This window comes from Colwellia sp. M166 (assembly GCF_024585285.1).
In the GTDB taxonomy this organism is placed as follows: domain Bacteria; phylum Pseudomonadota; class Gammaproteobacteria; order Enterobacterales; family Alteromonadaceae; genus Cognaticolwellia.
Genome location: NZ_CP040755.1, coordinates 4,481,521 through 4,500,174, shown reverse-complemented (window position 1 = coordinate 4,500,174; position 18,654 = coordinate 4,481,521). Strand labels below are relative to the sequence as shown.

The 18,654-nt window shown below is 41.5% G+C and carries 9 protein-coding genes, 2 tRNA genes and 3 rRNA genes; 1 reads left to right on the top strand and 13 read right to left on the bottom strand.

The window, feature by feature from the left end; genetic code table 11:
- Positions 1-244: 244 nt before the first annotated feature.
- Positions 245-952 (bottom strand): methyl-accepting chemotaxis protein, encoded by a 708-nt coding sequence (locus FGD67_RS20290; protein WP_257172830.1) that lies wholly within the window; start codon positions 950-952, stop codon positions 245-247.
- Complete coding sequence (locus FGD67_RS20285) at positions 933-1,931, bottom strand: cache domain-containing protein (protein ID WP_257172829.1); 999 nt, start codon at positions 1,929-1,931, stop codon at positions 933-935. The genes FGD67_RS20290 and FGD67_RS20285 overlap by 20 nt, the downstream gene beginning before the upstream one ends.
- A gap of 379 nt (positions 1,932-2,310) precedes the next feature.
- On the opposite strand from FGD67_RS20285, the gene FGD67_RS20280 reads away from it, so the two are divergent.
- Complete coding sequence (locus FGD67_RS20280; protein ID WP_257172828.1) at positions 2,311-2,709, top strand: biopolymer transporter ExbD; 399 nt, start codon at positions 2,311-2,313, stop codon at positions 2,707-2,709.
- Positions 2,710-2,960: 251 nt separating this feature from the next.
- Here FGD67_RS20280 and rrf read toward each other — a convergent pair.
- The 11 genes from rrf to FGD67_RS20225 all read right to left on the bottom strand — a co-directional run bounded on the left by rrf (position 2,961) and on the right by FGD67_RS20225 (position 18,452).
- Positions 2,961-3,075, bottom strand: a 5S ribosomal RNA gene (gene rrf / locus FGD67_RS20275).
- Between the two features lie 236 nt (positions 3,076-3,311).
- A 23S ribosomal RNA gene (locus FGD67_RS20270) occupies positions 3,312-6,205 on the bottom strand.
- A gap of 410 nt (positions 6,206-6,615) precedes the next feature.
- Positions 6,616-6,691 (bottom strand) — tRNA-Ala (locus tag FGD67_RS20265).
- 119 nt (positions 6,692-6,810) lie between these two features.
- Positions 6,811-6,887, bottom strand: a tRNA-Ile gene (locus tag FGD67_RS20260).
- Positions 6,888-7,008: 121 nt separating this feature from the next.
- Positions 7,009-8,554, bottom strand: a 16S ribosomal RNA gene (locus FGD67_RS20255).
- Together the 16S, 23S and 5S rRNA genes with 2 tRNA genes alongside form the textbook arrangement of a ribosomal RNA operon.
- Before the next feature lie 681 nt (positions 8,555-9,235).
- A complete protein-coding gene (gene gmhB / locus FGD67_RS20250; RefSeq protein WP_257172827.1) occupies positions 9,236-9,784 on the bottom strand; it encodes a D-glycero-beta-D-manno-heptose 1,7-bisphosphate 7-phosphatase in 549 nt (182 codons plus the stop codon).
- Between the two features lie 96 nt (positions 9,785-9,880).
- Positions 9,881-10,642, bottom strand: a complete 762-nt coding sequence (locus tag FGD67_RS20245) for an SDR family oxidoreductase (RefSeq protein WP_257172826.1) — start codon at positions 10,640-10,642, stop codon at positions 9,881-9,883.
- A 68-nt stretch (positions 10,643-10,710) separates the two neighbouring features.
- A complete protein-coding gene (locus FGD67_RS20240; RefSeq protein ID WP_257172825.1) occupies positions 10,711-11,838 on the bottom strand; it encodes an enoyl-CoA hydratase/isomerase family protein in 1,128 nt (375 codons plus the stop codon).
- A gap of 136 nt (positions 11,839-11,974) precedes the next feature.
- Positions 11,975-12,988, bottom strand: a complete 1,014-nt coding sequence (locus tag FGD67_RS20235; RefSeq protein ID WP_257172824.1) for an oxidoreductase — start codon at positions 12,986-12,988, stop codon at positions 11,975-11,977.
- A gap of 219 nt (positions 12,989-13,207) precedes the next feature.
- On the bottom strand, positions 13,208-15,001 hold the full coding sequence (locus tag FGD67_RS20230) for an acyl-CoA dehydrogenase C-terminal domain-containing protein (RefSeq protein ID WP_257172823.1): 1,794 nt from the start codon (positions 14,999-15,001) through the stop codon (positions 13,208-13,210).
- A gap of 55 nt (positions 15,002-15,056) precedes the next feature.
- Positions 15,057-18,452 carry a methylmalonyl-CoA mutase family protein gene (locus tag FGD67_RS20225; protein WP_257172822.1) on the bottom strand — a complete coding sequence of 1,132 codons (3,396 nt, stop codon included), beginning with the start codon at positions 18,450-18,452 and terminating at the stop codon, positions 15,057-15,059.
- Positions 18,453-18,654 lie beyond the last annotated feature (202 nt).

Genomic DNA, 18,654 nt, shown 5'->3' with positions numbered 1-18,654 from the left:
ATTTAGTTTTCTAAAAAATGTCAAAACAGCAGAAACACTATTAACAACCGAATGCCGAGTTCCTTGTAACGATAGTAATCCATTGTATTTAATTGAAATTTAGTAAAAATGAAATATTCAATCACACACAGTGGCAGCAAATAATATGACGTAAAAAAATCCAGCTACTGCTGGATTTTTTATTATTTAATAGCAAACGCTCTACTTATTTTAATTAACAAAAAACGCCTTTATTTATTATAGTTTAAACTTTAAATTGGTTTACCACTGCAGCTAAGCGATTTTCTAAGGATATTAATTCGGCAGAAGTGCTCTCTAACTCTAAAGCCTTCACTGAAGAGTCTTCGGCAATATCAGCAACTTGTTGAACATTTCTACTTATCTCATCAGTCACGACAGTTTGCTCTTCAGCAGCTGTTGCAATTTGAGTATTCATATTAGTAATGGTGCTCACTGCAGCCATTATTGTTTTTAACGAAACACTAGCTTTCTGAGCTTGCATTACAGTATTTTCACCTTGTGAGCGACTATTATTCATGACACCTACGGCTTCTTTTACACGACCCAATAATAATTCGATCATGTGGTTAATTTCTTCCGTACTCTGTTGTGTTCGATTTGCAAGTGTTCTTACTTCATCTGCAACAACCGAAAACCCTCTACCTAGCTCGCCTGCGCGCGCAGCTTCGATGGCAGCGTTTAAAGCTAATAAGTTAGTTTGATCAGCAATGCCTTTAATAACATTAATCACATCACCAATTTGTTCAGCATCATCACTTAACTGATTGATCACATCTGTTGCACGGTTAACATCCTCAGATAAATGAGATATCGATACTATCGTATCTTCAACAATAATTTGCCCTGAAGCGGTTTCACTATCAGCTTGTTGTGCTGCCTCAGCGGCCCTTGAAGCATTTCCTGCAACATCTTCAGCCGTCGGCCATTTCATGCACAGCAGTTGCCGCATGCATAGTTTCATCTTTTTGTTTAGCGACGTTTTCATTGGTGCGAGTAACAACAATATTCATTTGACGAGTAGATTCACTTAAATCTCCTACACTGTCTTTTATCTCTAATACTAGTTGATGAATTTTTTCTACAAAGTGGTTAAAACTAATGGATACTTGGCCCACTTCATCATCTGCATATACCTTTAATCGTCGGGTCAAATCTCCCTCTCCATGGCTAATATTGTTAAGCGCAGAGACTGTATCTTGTATTGGTTTCGTTATACGCCCAGTAACAAATAGGCTAATAAAGGCAACTAAAATAATTAACACTAATCCTACAATAGCTATCAACATCATTGCTCTATTGATTCTTTTGTCAATCTCCATATGTGCAGCCATAACCGCATCATCAATATCATCGATATAAAAACCAGTGCCAACCATCCAGTTATATTGTTCAATAGCTTGAGCATATCCAAGTTTAGGTGCTTCGGCATTCTTTGAGGGTTTATTCCAGCTATATTCAAGAAATCCGCCGCCGCTTTTAGCGCTGTCGATAAGATCTTTAATGACATTTACACCATTCGCATCTTGTAACCCATACAAGTTTTTACCTTCTAGCTCTGGCTTTGGCCCCATGACGATATTAATACCGCCATAGTCGTAAACAAACATATAACCGTCTTTGGACTCGCCAAAAAGAATATCTCTCAATTGATCTGCCACTTGTTTTTTGATTACAGCATCATCATAAGAGCCACTAGCAACGACGCTTTTAATTGAAGTAAGTGCAATATCTACATAGTTTTTAAGGATGACGCGTTTTTCGTTCATCATAGAGCTTCGAATATCTTTTACTTGCTCATCACCAAGGGCGCTAAGCTCGAAATGAACTAAAAACATGATTGTTGAGATAGCAAAAACTAACGGCAAAATGCTAAGCAATAAAATTCTATTTTTTATCGTCATTGTTTTCATTGAGTATCCAATTTAATAAAAATAATTCATTAAAAGAGTATTACACGTTATAAAAATACCGCTAAATCAAATACGCTTTTAGTTGTTTTATATCATGTATAGGATAAATTATTTTTAGACTAAATAAGCCAACTGCTACAAAAACCAACAATATACTTGATTAAAAATTAATACAATCGACACTGTTTTGCTCAATAACACTCCTCACCTCATATAGTCACAAAAGCTTAAGCGGCTGATTTAAAGCAACAAAATATAAAGTTTGGGTAGTTAACCCAGCAGAAGTACGAATAAAATCGTAATTAAAACTTGCAACTACGTAGGCCCTCGTACATATTAAATATCAAACAAAAGTTACTTGTCACACTAAGGGAATCGAATGAGCCGAAAAAAGCATATGCATGAAGAACAAGAAGCTGATGTAGATATGACGCCAATGTTAGATATCGTTTTCATCTTATTAATATTTTTCATCGTAACAACATCCTTCATCAAAGAAGAAGGGCTATTAATTAATAGACCAAAAGCGAAAAACAATCCTTCACAGGTAAATAGCCCAACTGTAGTTGTGCAAATAGCTGAGACAGGTCAATTAAAGTTTAATGGTAAATTAGTTGATATCGAGAGGCTATCAGCGCGTATAGAGAGCTTTTTATCGGAAAACCAAACCAACAGTGCAGTGGTCATTGCTGATCCAGAAGCAAGCCATGAAATGGTGGTAAATGTAATTGACCGAATTAAACCATTTCAGCAGCTAACAATATCAATTGGTAAGTAAAATTTAGTACATCACCTTAAAGCAATACAAAATAAGAAAGGCGGCTCAAAATAGCCTTTCTTTAATAAATGTAAAATGTTCATTTGCATAAACGAAATAACTGCTAGTAAAGAATGCCAGATCGAAGCTATCAGGTGTCAGTGGATTATGTCTTAAACTGAAAGCTGAAAGCTTATTACTGATAGCTATCTTTAGTGGATTTCAGACAGCAAAAAGCCCGTTACTTTCGTAACGGGCTCTTCTTAATAGAAGCCTAGCAATGTCCTACTCTCACATGGGAACTCCCACACTACCATCGGCGCTAACACGTTTCACTTCTGAGTTCGGAATGGGATCAGGTGGGGCCATGTCGCTATTGTCGCTAGACAAAAAGGGTACAATCTTGAAAGCTGACGTGCATGGATGCACTAACATCGATAATGTTCATGGATGAACGTTTTTATCGATGCTACAGTAAAACCTAGGCTCTACTTTATATAAATACGTTTCTTTCTCTTATTCACACAATTGTTATGCGTGATGTGTGTATTCCTACACTTATGTCAAACTCACCTACAATTCACTTCATAGTTCACTTCTCAGCAAAACTACTTGGGTGTTGTATGGTTAAGCCTCACGGGTAATTAGTATTGGTTAGCTCAATGCCTCGCAGCACTTCCACACCCAACCTATCAACGTTGTAGTCTCCAACGACCCTTTAGGGAGCTTAAAGCTCCAGTGAGAACTCATCTCAAAGCCTGCTTCCCGCTTAGATGCTTTCAGCGGTTATCAGTTCCGAACGTAGCTACCGGGCAATGCTATTGGCATAACAACCCGAACACCAGCGGTTCGTCCACTCCGGTCCTCTCGTACTAGGAGCAGCCCTCTTCAATTCTCAAACGCCCACGGCAGATAGGGACCGAACTGTCTCACGACGTTCTAAACCCAGCTCGCGTACCACTTTAAATGGCGAACAGCCATACCCTTGGGACCGACTTCAGCCCCAGGATGTGATGAGCCGACATCGAGGTGCCAAACACCGCCGTCGATATGAACTCTTGGGCGGTATCAGCCTGTTATCCCCGGAGTACCTTTTATCCGTTGAGCGATGGCCCTTCCATACAGAACCACCGGATCACTATGACCTACTTTCGTACCTGCTCGACGTGTCTGTCTCGCAGTTAAGCTGGCTTATGCCATTGCACTAACCGTACGATGTCCGACCGTACTTAGCCAACCTTCGTGCTCCTCCGTTACTCTTTGGGAGGAGACCGCCCCAGTCAAACTACCCACCAGACAGTGTCCCCAAGCCCGATAAGGGCCCTAGGTTAGAACATCACGCATACAAGGGTGGTATTTCAAGGTTGGCTCCACCGCATCTAGCGACGCGGTTTCAAAGCCTCCCACCTATCCTACACATGTAGGAGCAATGTTCACTGTCAAGCTATAGTAAAGGTTCACGGGGTCTTTCCGTCTAGCCGCGGGTATACGGCATCTTAACCGCAATTTCAATTTCACTGAGTCTCGGGTGGAGACAGTGTGGCCATGATTACGCCATTCGTGCAGGTCGGAACTTACCCGACAAGGAATTTCGCTACCTTAGGACCGTTATAGTTACGGCCGCCGTTTACCGGGGCTTCGATCATGAGCTTCGCAGAGCTAACCCAATCAATTAACCTTCCGGCACCGGGCAGGCGTCACACCGTATACGTCATCTTTCGATTTTGCACAGTGCTGTGTTTTTAATAAACAGTTCCAGCCACCTGGTTACTTCGACTCTCCGATGCTTACGCCGCAAGGGCTTCACATTAGAGAGCGTACCTTCTCCCGAAGTTACGGTACTATTTTGCCTAGTTCCTTCACCCGAGTTCTCTCAAGCGCCTTAGTATTCTCTACCTAACCACCTGTGTCGGTTTGGGGTACGGTTCCTATATATCTGAAGCTTAGAAGCTTTTCCTGGAAGCATGGCATCAATGACTTCAACTCCGTAGAGTCTCGTCTCGTATCTCAGCGTTTAAATGAAATCCCGGATTTACCTAAGATAACCGCCTACATACTTTCACACGGACTACCAACGCCGTGCTCACCTAGCCTACTCCGTCCCTCCTTCGCAATATATAGAAGTACAGAAATATTAATCTGTTTCCCATCGACTACGCGTTTCCGCCTCGCCTTAGGGGCCGACTTACCCTGCCCTGATTAACATGGGACAGGAAACCTTGGTCTTTCGGCGGGGGAGTTTTTCACTCCCCTTATCGTTACTCATGTCAGCATTCGCACTTCTGATACCTCCAGCAAGCTTTACAACTCACCTTCAACGGCTTACAGAACGCTCCCCTACCACTTGTTCCTAAGAACAAATCCGCAGCTTCGGTGACTAGTTTAGCCCCGTTACATCTTCCGCGCAGACCGACTCGACTAGTGAGCTATTACGCTTTCTTTAAAGGATGGCTGCTTCTAAGCCAACCTCCTAGCTGTCTATGCCTTTCCACATCGTTTCCCACTTAACTAGTACTTTGGGACCTTAGCTGGCGGTCTGGGTTGTTTCCCTCTTCACAACGGACGTTAGCACCCGTAGTGTGTCTCCCGCATATCACTCATTGGTATTCGGAGTTTGCAAAGGGTTGGTAAGTCGGGATGACCCCCTAGCCTTAACAGTGCTCTACCCCCAATGGTGTTCGTGCGAGGCTCTACCTAAATAGATTTCGGGGAGAACCAGCTATCTCCCGGCTTGATTAGCCTTTCACTCCGACCCACAAGTCATCACCGCATTTTTCAACATACGTGTGTTCGGTCCTCCAGTTGATGTTACTCAACCTTCAACCTGCCCATGGGTAGATCGCCGGGTTTCGGGTCTATACCCTGCAACTAAACGCGCAGTTAACACTCGCTTTCGCTACGGCTCCCCTATTCGGTTAACCTTGCTACAGAATATAAGTCGCTGACCCATTATACAAAAGGTACGCAATCACCGGACTAAATCCGGCTCTCACTGCTTGTACGTATGCGGTTTCAGGTTCTATTTCACTCCCCTCACAGGGGGTTCTTTTCGCCTTTCCCTCACGGTACTGGTTCACTATCGGTCAGTTAGGAGTATTTAGCCTTGGAGGATGGTCCCCCCATGTTCAGTCAACGTTTCACGTGTGCCGACCTACTCGATTTCATGATAAGTTTATTTTCGTGTACGGGACTATCACCCTGTATCGTTCTACTTTCCAGTAGATTCCACTAACTTACAAACCACTTAAGGGCTAATTCCCGTTCGCTCGCCGCTACTAAGGAAATCTCGGTTGATTTCTTTTCCTCGGGGTACTTAGATGTTTCAGTTCTCCCGGTTCGCCTCATTAAGCTATGTATTCACTTAATGATACCCGCCTTACGACGGGTGGGTTTCCCCATTCGGATATCTTTGGCTATAACGGTTTTTATCACCTCACCAAAGCTTTTCGCAGATTAACACGTCCTTCATCGCCTCTAACTGCCAAGGCATCCACCACATACGCTTAGTCACTTAACCATACAACCCCAAGTAGTTTCCTATTTGGTACAAGCAGGTGACAAAACCTGCTCAATTGTAAAGTCTGACATTTTCACGCACACAAAGTGTGTCTTGAATAAGAGTGGTAATAAATTTAACTCGTAAAAGTAAACTTACTACCGGGTTGATTAAACACTCGAGGAGAATGCTTAATCACCATAAACCTTCCCGATAAAAGAAGATTTACAGCTTGGTATTTATAATGTTACAAACAACAGCGCGACACCGTGTTCATCATATAAATACCGGTATTTATATCAGCTTTCCAGATTGTTAAAGAACTAAATTCATACACGCATTCGGTATAAATCTTGGTTTAAAAAACCAAACTTAAAAGAGCTTAAAAAAAGCATAACTTAAGTTTGGTCATTCAATTCTTTGTGAAGAAGTGGTGGAGCTAAGCAGGATCGAACTGCTGACCTCCTGCGTGCAAGGCAGGCGCTCTCCCAGCTGAGCTATAGCCCCAAATGGGAAACATCTTTAAGCTAGAACAAAACTCAGATTTACGTTTTTTACAAGGCGGTTTATCGCGAAGTGTAGGTTTTCTACACGAGTGATGAACCAACGCCGTAAAAAGCGTAAATTGGTAGGTCTGGGCAGACTTGAACTGCCGACCTCACCCTTATCAGGGGTGCGCTCTAACCAGCTGAGCTACAGACCTATTTCTTTTTCAAGAATTATGTCCGAAGCTTAGATGTTTGGACTTCTTCTAATTTGTTATCATGTAATTTGTGTGAACACTCGCAGAACCGAGGTTCTCATTAAGCTGTTTTACTTCAAGATAAGGAGGTGATCCAACCCCAGGTTCCCCTAGGGTTACCTTGTTACGACTTCACCCCAGTCATGAATCACAAAGTGGTGACCGTCCTCCCCGAAGGGTTAAACTAGCCACTTCTTTTGCAACCCACTCCCATGGTGTGACGGGCGGTGTGTACAAGGCCCGGGAACGTATTCACCGTAGCATTCTGATCTACGATTACTAGCGATTCCGACTTCATGGAGTCGAGTTGCAGACTCCAATCCGGACTACGACAAGCTTTGTGGGATTCGCTCCACCTCGCGGTATTGCTGCCCTCTGTACTTGCCATTGTAGCACGTGTGTAGCCCATCCCGTAAGGGCCATGATGACTTGACGTCGTCCCCACCTTCCTCCGGTTTATCACCGGCAGTCTCCTTAGAGTTCCCGCCACTACGCGCTGGCAAATAAGGATAGGGGTTGCGCTCGTTGCGGGACTTAACCCAACATTTCACAACACGAGCTGACGACAGCCATGCAGCACCTGTCACAGAGTTCCCGAAGGCACAAGTCTATCTCTAGTCTCTTCTCTGGATGTCAAGGGATGGTAAGGTTCTTCGCGTTGCATCGAATTAAACCACATGCTCCACCGCTTGTGCGGGCCCCCGTCAATTCATTTGAGTTTTAACCTTGCGGCCGTACTCCCCAGGCGGTCAACTTAGCGCGTTAGCTACGCCACCCACGGTTCAAGACCACAGACGGCTAGTTGACATCGTTTACGGCGTGGACTACCAGGGTATCTAATCCTGTTTGCTCCCCCACGCTTTCGTGCCTCAGTGTCAGTCTTTGTCCAGGTAGCCGCCTTCGCCACTGATGTTCCTTCCAATCTCTACGCATTTCACCGCTACACTGGAAATTCCACTACCCTCTACAAAACTCTAGCTTGCCAGTTCAAAATGCAGTTCCCAGGTTGAGCCCAGGGCTTTCACATCTTGCTTAACAAACCACCTACGCACGCTTTACGCCCAGTAATTCCGATTAACGCTTGCACCCCTCGTATTACCGCGGCTGCTGGCACGAAGTTAGCCGGTGCTTCTTCTGCGAGTAACGTCACAGCTAGCAGTTATTAACTACTAACCTTTCCTCCTCGCTGAAAGTGCTTTACAACCCGAAGGCCTTCTTCACACACGCGGCATGGCTGCATCAGGCTTTCGCCCATTGTGCAATATTCCCCACTGCTGCCTCCCGTAGGAGTCTGGGCCGTGTCTCAGTCCCAGTGTGGCTGATCATCCTCTCAAACCAGCTAGAGATCGTCGCCTTGGTAAGCCATTACCTTACCAACTAGCTAATCTCACTTGGGCTAATCAATGAGCGAGAGGTGCCGAAGCGTCCCCCCCTTTGGTCCGTAGACGTTATGCGGTATTAGCAGTCGTTTCCAACTGTTGTCCCCCACTCAAAGGCATATTCCCAAGCATTACTCACCCGTCCGCCGCTCGTCAGCAGATAGCAAGCTATCTCTGTTACCGCTCGACTTGCATGTGTTAAGCCTGCCGCCAGCGTTCAATCTGAGCCATGATCAAACTCTTCAATTAAAAATCGTTTGTGATGCTCATCTTAACTAACCGAAGTTAACCAAGAAAAGACATCTGCTCAATGAATTCTGTCGTGTTACTTTCTATCCGACTAAAGAAGAAAGTAACTACATAAAACGTATTATTTAAATCCGAAGACCTAAATGATACTTATTTTTGTGTGACATCATATTAAGCTGTTTTTTTTGTTATGTTCTTTCCGAAGAAATAGATAACTATGTAAAATCAACGTTAATGTGAGTGTCCACACAAATTGCATGATAACTAATTGTTAAAGATGGGTACACGAAGTACCTATGCCGAACCGTTCATGGATGAACGTTTTGTTCGGTACGAGCCAACAATCTCATTCGTTGTTAGACCGCTTGTTGCTTGAAGCCGGCCAGTAGCCTTGCCTGAAGCGAGATGCGCATTCTACGCAACTCAGTTTTAATGTCAACGTTTTATTTGAATTTATTTTAAAAGTTTTTAAACCTTTCAAAACTAATCTTTAAAACGTTAAGTTAACCAAATCAGCCTAAACTGCGTTAGATAACTTATTAAAACCGCCTCTTCGACTTGTCCCGAAGAAGTGGAGCGCATTCTAGAGATTTCTCGCTTCACGTCAACAGCTAAATGAAATTAAATGGCAGAAACATGACTGTTCGCTTTAAAATTGAACAATGCGCTGATAAATCAAACTTATTCTATGTACTTACTCGCTTGATTTAACGCATCAAGCTTAATAATCTCTGAAAGTTTCACTTCATGTGGCTCATTAGTATAGCGGCTATCAACTAATATTCTAGTTTTAATGCCAGCATTACTTGCCGCTTGCATATCTGATGGCTTATCACCAATAAAAATACTTTCAGCGAGGTTAATAGAAAACTCTTGTTGCGCTTGCATGATCATACCTGGCTCAGGCTTTCGACAATTGCACGGCATAACAAATTCATTTATTCCTTTCGAAGGATGGTGAGGACAATAATACACTTTAGCGATAGTTATTCCCTGCTCAGCAAATACATTAGCCATCCAGGTCGATAATGCCTCGAAGGTTGCTTTGTCGTAATAGCCCCTAGCAATACCCGCTTGGTTAGTGATGACAAAAATTTGATAACCTTTAGATGCGGCTAATCGACATAAATCAAAAATACCGGTAACAAATTCGAAATCTTCAATTCTGTGAACGTAGCCATGGTCAACATTAATAATGCCATCTCTATCTAAAAATAGTGCTTTATTCATTTAACTCTTCTTAGTTCTCGTATCTAGGTATTTATATATAAACAAAAGACGAGATAATCTCGCCTTTTGATGCATTTACTATAAGCATGCTCAAACTTACATACAAAGACCACCATCAATTTCTACTACTCGGCCAGTGAAAAATTCATTTTCAAAAATATAGTTAACGGTATGAGCTATTTCATCCGCTTCACCTAAACGCCCAACCGGCTTCATACTTTCTAAACGTTGACGCATTTCAGGTTTCATGGCATCAGTCATTGCCGTGCGAATAACACCGGGTGCTATAGCACCTACACGAATACCGTGACGACCAAGTTCTCTTGCCCATGTTACTGTCATTGCAACTACACCCGCTTTTGATGCAGCATAATTTGTTTGTCCCATATTACCGCCACGGGCAATTGATGACATATTAATAATAACGCCTTTACGCTTGCCTTCAATCATGTGCACAGCAGCTTCTCGACCACACAAAAATACACCGGTTAAATTGACATCAATGACTGACTGAAATTGATCCAATGACATTTTTTTACTGACAACACCGTCTTTTGCTTTAACAAACATACCATCACGCAAAATACCGGCATTATTGATCAAGCCATCGATACCTGAGAAATCGTCATTAATTTTTGTAAACGTTGCTTCTACTTCACTTTCATTGGTTACATTCGCTAAGTAGTACTTTGCTTGCGAACCTGCTGCTTCAATTAAAGCAACCGTTGCTTGTAGCTGTTCTTCATTGACATCAATCAAGGCTAATTTAGCACCTGACTTTGCGAGGTTTAATGCCATTGCGCGGCCTAAACCTTGACCACCACCAGTAACAACAATCGTTTTATCATTCAAATTCATTTTCTTTCCTTTAATTTTCAATTTTTATGGCGCAATTCAGTTAAGCCGAAATTGCGCTTATGTGTCTATTATGAGGTAAATGGTGTGAAGAACCAATCCACTCTATTTTCTGGAACGCTGTTTATATTTTCATAGCGCCAATTAGGTGTTTTATCTTTATCAACCAGTAACGCACGAACACCTTCTGAGAATTCAGGATATTGACAACAGCGTAAGCTCAAGTTCAATTCACTGGCAAAACATTCCGCTAGCGTAAAATCTTTACTCGACTTTAATTGCTGATAAATCAGTGCTGCAGATAAAGGACTACCATTTTTTAATTTCTTTTGTGCACTTTGTAGCCACTGATCATCAAATTCTTCATTGATTATAGCGTGATGAATATCAGCACAATTATCATAAGAGGATAATGCTGATATAAGCGCTTCGTTGTTTTTAACGTTTGAAACAATTTCAGTTTTACAGTTTGCAGAATACTCAGTTAACACTTCGGATAGTAAAGCAGCATTCTCTGCTTTATTTTGCCAAGGCACTGTTATCAAACGATCTAGGATGGCTTGTTCGTCAACGCTGTTCACTATCACGTCAGCCAAACCTATGTATTGGGCATCAGCGGCATTAAAAATAGCCCCCGTTAACCCCAAAAATAAACCAATATTAGACGGCGTTTTATTAAGAAACCAACTAGCACCAACATCTGGATATAAACCAATGGTAATTTCCGGCATAGCTAATAAGGTTTTTTCAGTGACTACTCGATGACTGGCACCAGAGAATAAGCCAATTCCTCCACCAATAACATAACCATCACCCCAGACCATAACGGGTTTGCTGTATTCATGAATAAATTGGTCTAAATAATATTCTTTAGTAAAAAATTCGTAGGCTAAACTCTCACGGACGGTTGTTTCATCTAGTACGACAAATTCTTCATTTGGCTGTACCGTTTTACGTTGCTCTGTTAACGCATGATATAAACTGACAACATCGCCACCAGCACAAAATGCTTTATCACCAGCGCCTTGCAATATCACCATAACGACATCGTCGTCATCTTGCCAAAGTGTTAATTGCGTGATTAATAACGTCATCATTTCTAAACTTAATGCATTTAGAGACTTTGGCGAATTTAATTCAGCTATCGCTATTTTTTTATCATTGTTAGTAATTAACTCTTTAAATAATACAACAGACATAGTTCACGCTCTTATTAGGTAATGTTTATATGATTACTTGCTTTCGTTTTTATAACCGCTCTTATCGTAACTTTAATGACAACTTTTATGACCATCTTTATGACCATCTTTATAACATCAGATTGATCACATTGCTTTAAGCTAAGCTTGCGTCAATTTCAACAACCGTTCTGCCGGTTACTGTGCCATTAACATAGGCGTCGAATGCATTCGGCAAATCAGAAAATTTGATTGTCGTTGGTGCAATAAGCGCTAACTGACTAGGTTTTAAATCACTCGCTAAACGTTTCCAGCCTTGAGTTCTAACCGACAATGGCATTTCAACCGAGTTAATTCCTAATAAGCTAACACCACGTAAAATGAATGGCATCACTGTCGATTCAAGTTTGAAACCGCCAGCAAGGCCAATCGAAGCAATATTGCCCCACACATTTGTTGTTCGTGTTAACCAAGCTAAGGTATCACCACCAACGTTATCAACTGCCCCGCCCCATTGTGCATTTTCTAGCGGTTTAGTGCCCATTTCAATATCATTGCGATTGATAAGCCTATTTGCGCCCAGCGCTTTTAAGTAAGGTTCTTGTTCAGTTTTCCCCGTATAGGCAATCACTTCATAACCAATATTGGATAGCATATTGATAGCAAAGCTACCAACACCGCCTGTTGCACCAGTCACAACAATAGGACCACGTTCAGGAATTTGGCCGTTATCTTCCATACGCTGTATCGCTAGCGCGGCAGTATAACCCGCCGTACCTAACGCCATCACATCACGTAAACTCATACCGTCAGGTAAATTAACCACAGAATCAGCTTTGACATGGGCGTATTCACTATAGCCACCATCATAAAGCTCAGAGAGTTGCGCACCACAAACGAGGACTTTATCACCAGTATTAAAGCGCGCATCTTCTGAGCTAACCACAACACCTGATAAATCAATACCGCCCACTAGGGGATAAGTTCGTAAAATGCGTCCTTTACCTGTTGCTGCCAGTGCATCTTTATAATTAATGTCTGAATAAGCAACTTTTATCACGACTTCGCCAGCGGTCAAATCATCAAGGCTAATTTGCTCAAAGCCACTGGTAATTGTTTTGTCATTTTTATGAATACGAAAAGCAGTAAATTTTTCGGGAACTGACGGCATAATACAATCCTTTATTACTTATGTAGTGACTAAGAGTAGTGACTAAATGTAGTAGCTAGATACAGTAGCTAGATACAGTAGCTAGATACAGTAGCTAAATATAGTGGCTAAATAACCTGAACTTTTAATACGTAAACTGAACCGATTGCTAATACTATTTTCAGTATTTCTAGAGCAAAGCCATACTTAGCGGTTCAACTCTAGAAATGACTACATTCATTAGTGATTATAATTAAACAGCCCTTCCGGCATGCTCATTAAACTTTTGCTTCCCGCTTCAATGGCAAGAATATGACCATCAATTCTTGGCAATAACCTTTCCATAAAAAATTCACCAACATATAGCTTGGCTTGGTAGAAATCATCATCATTTTGATCTAATGATTTTTCTGCCATTAACGCCCACATGTAGGCATAACTAACTAAGCCAAAAGCCGCTAAATAGTCAGTTGCTGAGGCGCCAACCATACTTTTATCATGAGCTTGTTCAGTGATGATCAACTCAGTAACCGTGCTAAGCTTCTTTAAAGCGTTAGCTAAAGGCTTAACAAAATTATCTAAAGCTTGTTGCTGGGTATTTTTTTCAATGAAGGTGTTGATCTCTGCAACATAAACATCAAGAAACTTAGCTTTATTCGCTGCAACTTTTCGTCCTAATAAATCAAGTGCTTGAATACCATTAGTGCCTTCATAAATTTGCGCAATACGTACATCACGCACTAATTGTTCTTGACCCCATTCACGCACATAGCCGTGACCACCAAAGACCATTTGACCAAGATTACAGCTTTCATAAGCCATGTCAGTCATAAATGCTTTTGCCACTGGCGTTAACAAAGCCACTAACTGCTCAGCTTGTTTTTTTTGGGCTTCATCAGCAGAAAACTTAACAATATCGAGCTGTTTAGCTACATAAGTAGAAAAACAACGGCCGCCTTCGTTAAAAGCACGCATGGTTAACAGCATTTTTCGTACATCAGGATGCACAATAAGTGAATCGGCTTTTTTATCCGCTGATTTTACACCATTAGCACTGCGGCCTTGAATACGTTCAATGGCGTATTCTGCCGCTTGCTGATAAGAGGTTTCTGCTGCACCAACGCCTTGAATGCCCATGCCTAAACGTTCATAGTTCATCATGGTGAACATGTAGTTTAGGCCTTTGTTTTCTTCACCAACTAAAAAGCCTTTAGCGCCATCAAAGTTCATCACACAAGTAGCCGAGCCTTTAATACCCATTTTGTGTTCGATTGAACCACAAGTAACGGTATTTCTAGCGCCTAAGCTGCCATCATCGTTTAATAAAAATTTCGGCACTACAAACATAGAAATACCACGAGGACCTTCTGGCGCGCCCGGTATTTTAGCGAGTACTAAATGAATAATATTCTCAGTTAAATCTTGCTCACCGCCAGTAATAAATATTTTAGTGCCAGATAAAGCAAAACTACCATCAGCTTGCGCTTCTGCTTTTGCCGTCATGATGCCTAAATCACTACCCGCATGAGGTTCAGTTAAGCACATGGTGCCGGCCCACTGACCTGAATACATATTTTCCAGGTAAGTTTGTTTCATTTCGGTTGAAGCATGTGCCGACAGCGCTAAACTAGCGCCAGCAGTTAACATAGGGTACAGCGCAAATGAAATAGAAGCCGATTGTGTCATTTCTTCAACAAACGATTGCAACATTTTTGGCATACCCATGCCGCCATGCTCGGGATCGCCACTTAATGAGCCCCAACCACCTTCACAATACAGTTGATATGCTTTAGCAAAACCATCGGGTGTTGTTACATCGCCGTTAGACCATGTCGCACCTTGTTCATCACTATTACGATTTAAAGGTGCAATAACTTCAGAGGTTAACTTAGCCCCTTCTGACAAAATGGCATCGGCGGTGTCTTTATCAATCAGCTCTGCCACAGCAGGCATGGTTGCCCATAACTGCTCGGCTTTGAAAACTTCATGTAACAGAAATTGCATATCACGCATCGGCGCTTGATAATTACTCATTATTCGTACTCACCTTTTACTTAAATATTTATATCGACTAACAAAAATACAGCGATTACATGTTGCGACGATACTGGCCGCCAGCTTCAAACAATGAACTCACAATTTGACCTAATGAACAAACTTTACAAGCGTCCATCATTAACTCAAAAATGTTTTCATGTTTAATTGCTGCGGTTTGTAAACGCTTAAGTAATACTTCTACTTCTGCTTCATTAGCTTTATTTAAACTGGCTAACATCTCAATTTGATAAGTTTTTTCTTCTTCTGTGGCGCGGATAACTTCTTCAGGTACAACGGTTGGCGAGCCCGTTGAGCTTAAGAAAGTATTTACCCCAATAATTGGGAATTCACCCGAATGCTTTAAGTGCTCATAATGCATACTTTCTTCTTGAATTTTGCCACGTTGGTACATAGTTTCCATCGCACCAAGTACACCGCCACGTTCGTTAATACGATCAAATTCAGTTAACACCGCTTCTTCAACTAAGTCGGTTAACTCTTCAATAATGAAAGCACCTTGAATTGGGTTTTCATTTTTCGACAAACCTAATTCACGGTTAATAATTAATTGAATCGCCATCGCACGTCGAACACTGTCTTCAGTTGGCGTGGTAATCGCTTCGTCATAAGCATTAGTATGCAAAGAGTTACAGTTATCATTTATCGCGTAAAGCGCTTGTAGTGTCGTGCGAATATCATTGAAATCAATTTCTTGTGCATGCAATGAACGACCTGATGTTTGAATGTGGTACTTCAACATTTGTGCACGCGCATTGGCACCGTACTTATTCTTCATTGCTTTTGACCAAATACGACGAGCCACTCGACCAATTACTGCGTACTCAGGGTCAATACCATTTGAGAAGAAAAACGATAAGTTAGGACCAAACTCGTTAATATCCATGCCACGGCTTAAGTAATATTCTACAAAAGTAAAACCGTTCGCTAAAGTTAATGCCAACTGAGTAATTGGGTTAGCGCCGGCTTCAGCAATATGATAACCAGAAATAGACACTGAGTAGAAGTTACGCACGCCTTTGTCGATGAAATACTCTTGTACATCACCCATTAAGCGCAAGGCAAATTCAGTGGAGAAAATACAAGTATTTTGCGCTTGATCTTCTTTTAAGATATCCGCTTGAACTGTGCCACGTACTAAGGTTAAAGTTTTTGCTTTTATCGCTTGATAAACTTCTGGCGGCAATACTTGATCGCCAGTAACACCAATAAGCATTAAGCCTAAACCGTCATTACCTTCAGGTAATTCACCTTGATAACTTGGGCGTGCACAGCCTTTCTTTTTATAAATTTTAGCAATAGTGGCGTTAACTTCTTTTTCTAAGCCATTTTCGACAATAAAGCGTTCACATTGTTGATCAATCGCGGCATTTAAGAAGAAACCCAATAACATCGGCGCCGGACCATTAATGGTCATTGAAACTGAGGTCATAGCATGCGCTAAATCAAAACCCGAGTAGAGTTTCTTCGCATCATCTAAACAACAAATAGACACACCAGCATTACCTATTTTTCCATAAATATCAGGACGAATAGCAGGATCATTACCGTATAAGGTTACAGAGTCGAACGCTGTTGATAAGCGTTTAGCTGGCATACCTTTCGAAACATAATGAAAACGACGGTTTGTACGTTCCGGGCCACCTTCACCCGCGAACATACGTGTTGGGTCTTCACCTTCACGCTTGAATGGGAATAAACCGGCAGTATAAGGAAATTCACCTGGTACATTTTCTTGCAAGTTCCACTTAAGAATGTCACCCCAACCTTGGTACTTAGGCATACTTATTTTTGGAATAGCGCTACCAGACAACGACGTTGAATGCGTTTGGATAGCAAGTTCTTTATCACGTACTTTAAATTTAAATTCAGGGTCTTTATAACGTTGAACTTTAGTGGCCCATTGCTCAAGTAGTAATTTGTTTTTAGGATCTAAGTCTAACTCGACATGGGTATATAATGCTTCAAGTTGAGCAACTAAACCTGAAGACACCTCGGTATCGGTTTCTTTTGCTGTTTCAATGGCTTGATGAATACCATAAAGTTTTTGTGCAACGGTTGTTTGCTTTTCAACCCAAGCATCGTACCCACGGTTACTTTCTGATATTTCAGATAAGTAACGAATACGGTTACCCGGTATCACACTACTCTTGTTTGCTAGTGTGCCTTCAGTAGATAACAGATCTCCAACCGTTAAGCCTGATTTAGTATTTAGCTCAGTGATCACCGCATTATAAAGTTCAGTCATACCACGGTCATTAAATTGTGACGCGATAGTGCCATATACAGGTACTTCATCATCACCGGCTTCAAACATGCCACGGTTACGTTTATATTGTTTTTTCACATCACGTAAAGCATCCAATGCGCCACGCTTATCAAATTTATTCAACGCGATAATGTCAGCAAAATCTAACATATCGATTTTTTCTAACTGTGTTGCTGCGCCGTATTCTGGTGTCATAACGTATAACGACACATCTGAATGCTCTTCAATTTCAGTATCTGACTGGCCAATACCTGAGGTTTCTAAAATAATTAAATCAAAGTCAGTCGCTTTTAAGATATCTAGGGTGTCATGCACATAAACTGACAAAGCTAAATTTGATTGACGCGTTGCTAACGAGCGCATATATACACGGTCGTTATTTACTGCATTCATACGAATACGGTCACCTAGCAAGGCACCACCAGTTTTACGTTTTGACGGGTCAACTGAGACAATCGCTATTTTGCTATCTTCAGTTGCCATTAAAAAGCGGCGAATAAGCTCATCAACTAATGATGATTTACCAGCACCACCGGTACCTGTGATACCCAATACGGGCGTTTTACTTACCGCGGCAATTTTGCGAATTTTTTCAAGGTCGGTTTTGTTTTCTTGTGGTGCGTTTTCTGCTGCAGAAATCAAACGAGCAATCGCTTGCTTTTTATCCTGCAGTGGCACATCTTTCTTTAAATTGGCGACATCATCTTTTTTAACGTTGATGCCAGTTTTAAAATCGCAACGTTCAAGCATATCGTCAATCATGCCAAGCAGACCTAGGGCACGACCATCATCTGGCGAATAAATACGAGTAATGCCGTAATCTTGTAGCATTTTAATTTCATCAGGCAGTATGACACCGCCACCACCGCCAACAATACGAATATGCTCACAACCACGTTCTTTTAACAGGTCATACATATATTTGAAATATTCATTATGACCCCCTTGATAAGATGTCATCGCGATAGCATTGGCATCTTCTTGAATAGCCGTATTTACCACTTCTTCAACACTACGGTCATGACCAAGATGAATAACTTCTGCACCACTTGATTGCAAAATTCTACGCATGATATTAATAGCCGCGTCGTGGCCATCAAATAAAGATGCCGCCGTAACAATACGGATTTTGTTTTTTAACTGATATCTTTCAGTATTCATCTTTTACTCTCTTATTTATCAAAACCGCTTTTTCATAACGCCTATTTAACTTATACGTAATAAGTTCACAGTAATAAATTTACTGAGCGAAACACGACGTTATCGAAGCAATAATTATCTCAGCCCTTACAACTTATGAAGCCTTACAGCCCTAGTTTTAGTCGCAAAAGTTAATAATGGAAACTCAATGATAAAATTAAAC

Coding starts and splice junctions, on each gene's coding strand:
- FGD67_RS20285 (WP_257172829.1), bottom strand. CDS start 1,931: ATGAAAACAATGACGATAAAAAATAGAATTTTATTGCTTAGCATTTTG.
- gmhB (WP_257172827.1), bottom strand. CDS start 9,784: ATGAATAAAGCACTATTTTTAGATAGAGATGGCATTATTAATGTTGAC.
- FGD67_RS20290 (WP_257172830.1), bottom strand. CDS start 952: ATGAAATGGCCGACGGCTGAAGATGTTGCAGGAAATGCTTCAAGGGCC.
- FGD67_RS20280 (WP_257172828.1), top strand. CDS start 2,311: ATGAGCCGAAAAAAGCATATGCATGAAGAACAAGAAGCTGATGTAGAT.
- FGD67_RS20235 (WP_257172824.1), bottom strand. CDS start 12,988: ATGCCGTCAGTTCCCGAAAAATTTACTGCTTTTCGTATTCATAAAAAT.
- FGD67_RS20225 (WP_257172822.1), bottom strand. CDS start 18,452: ATGAATACTGAAAGATATCAGTTAAAAAACAAAATCCGTATTGTTACG.
- FGD67_RS20230 (WP_257172823.1), bottom strand. CDS start 15,001: ATGAGTAATTATCAAGCGCCGATGCGTGATATGCAATTTCTGTTACAT.
- FGD67_RS20240 (WP_257172825.1), bottom strand. CDS start 11,838: ATGTCTGTTGTATTATTTAAAGAGTTAATTACTAACAATGATAAAAAA.
- FGD67_RS20245 (WP_257172826.1), bottom strand. CDS start 10,642: ATGAATTTGAATGATAAAACGATTGTTGTTACTGGTGGTGGTCAAGGT.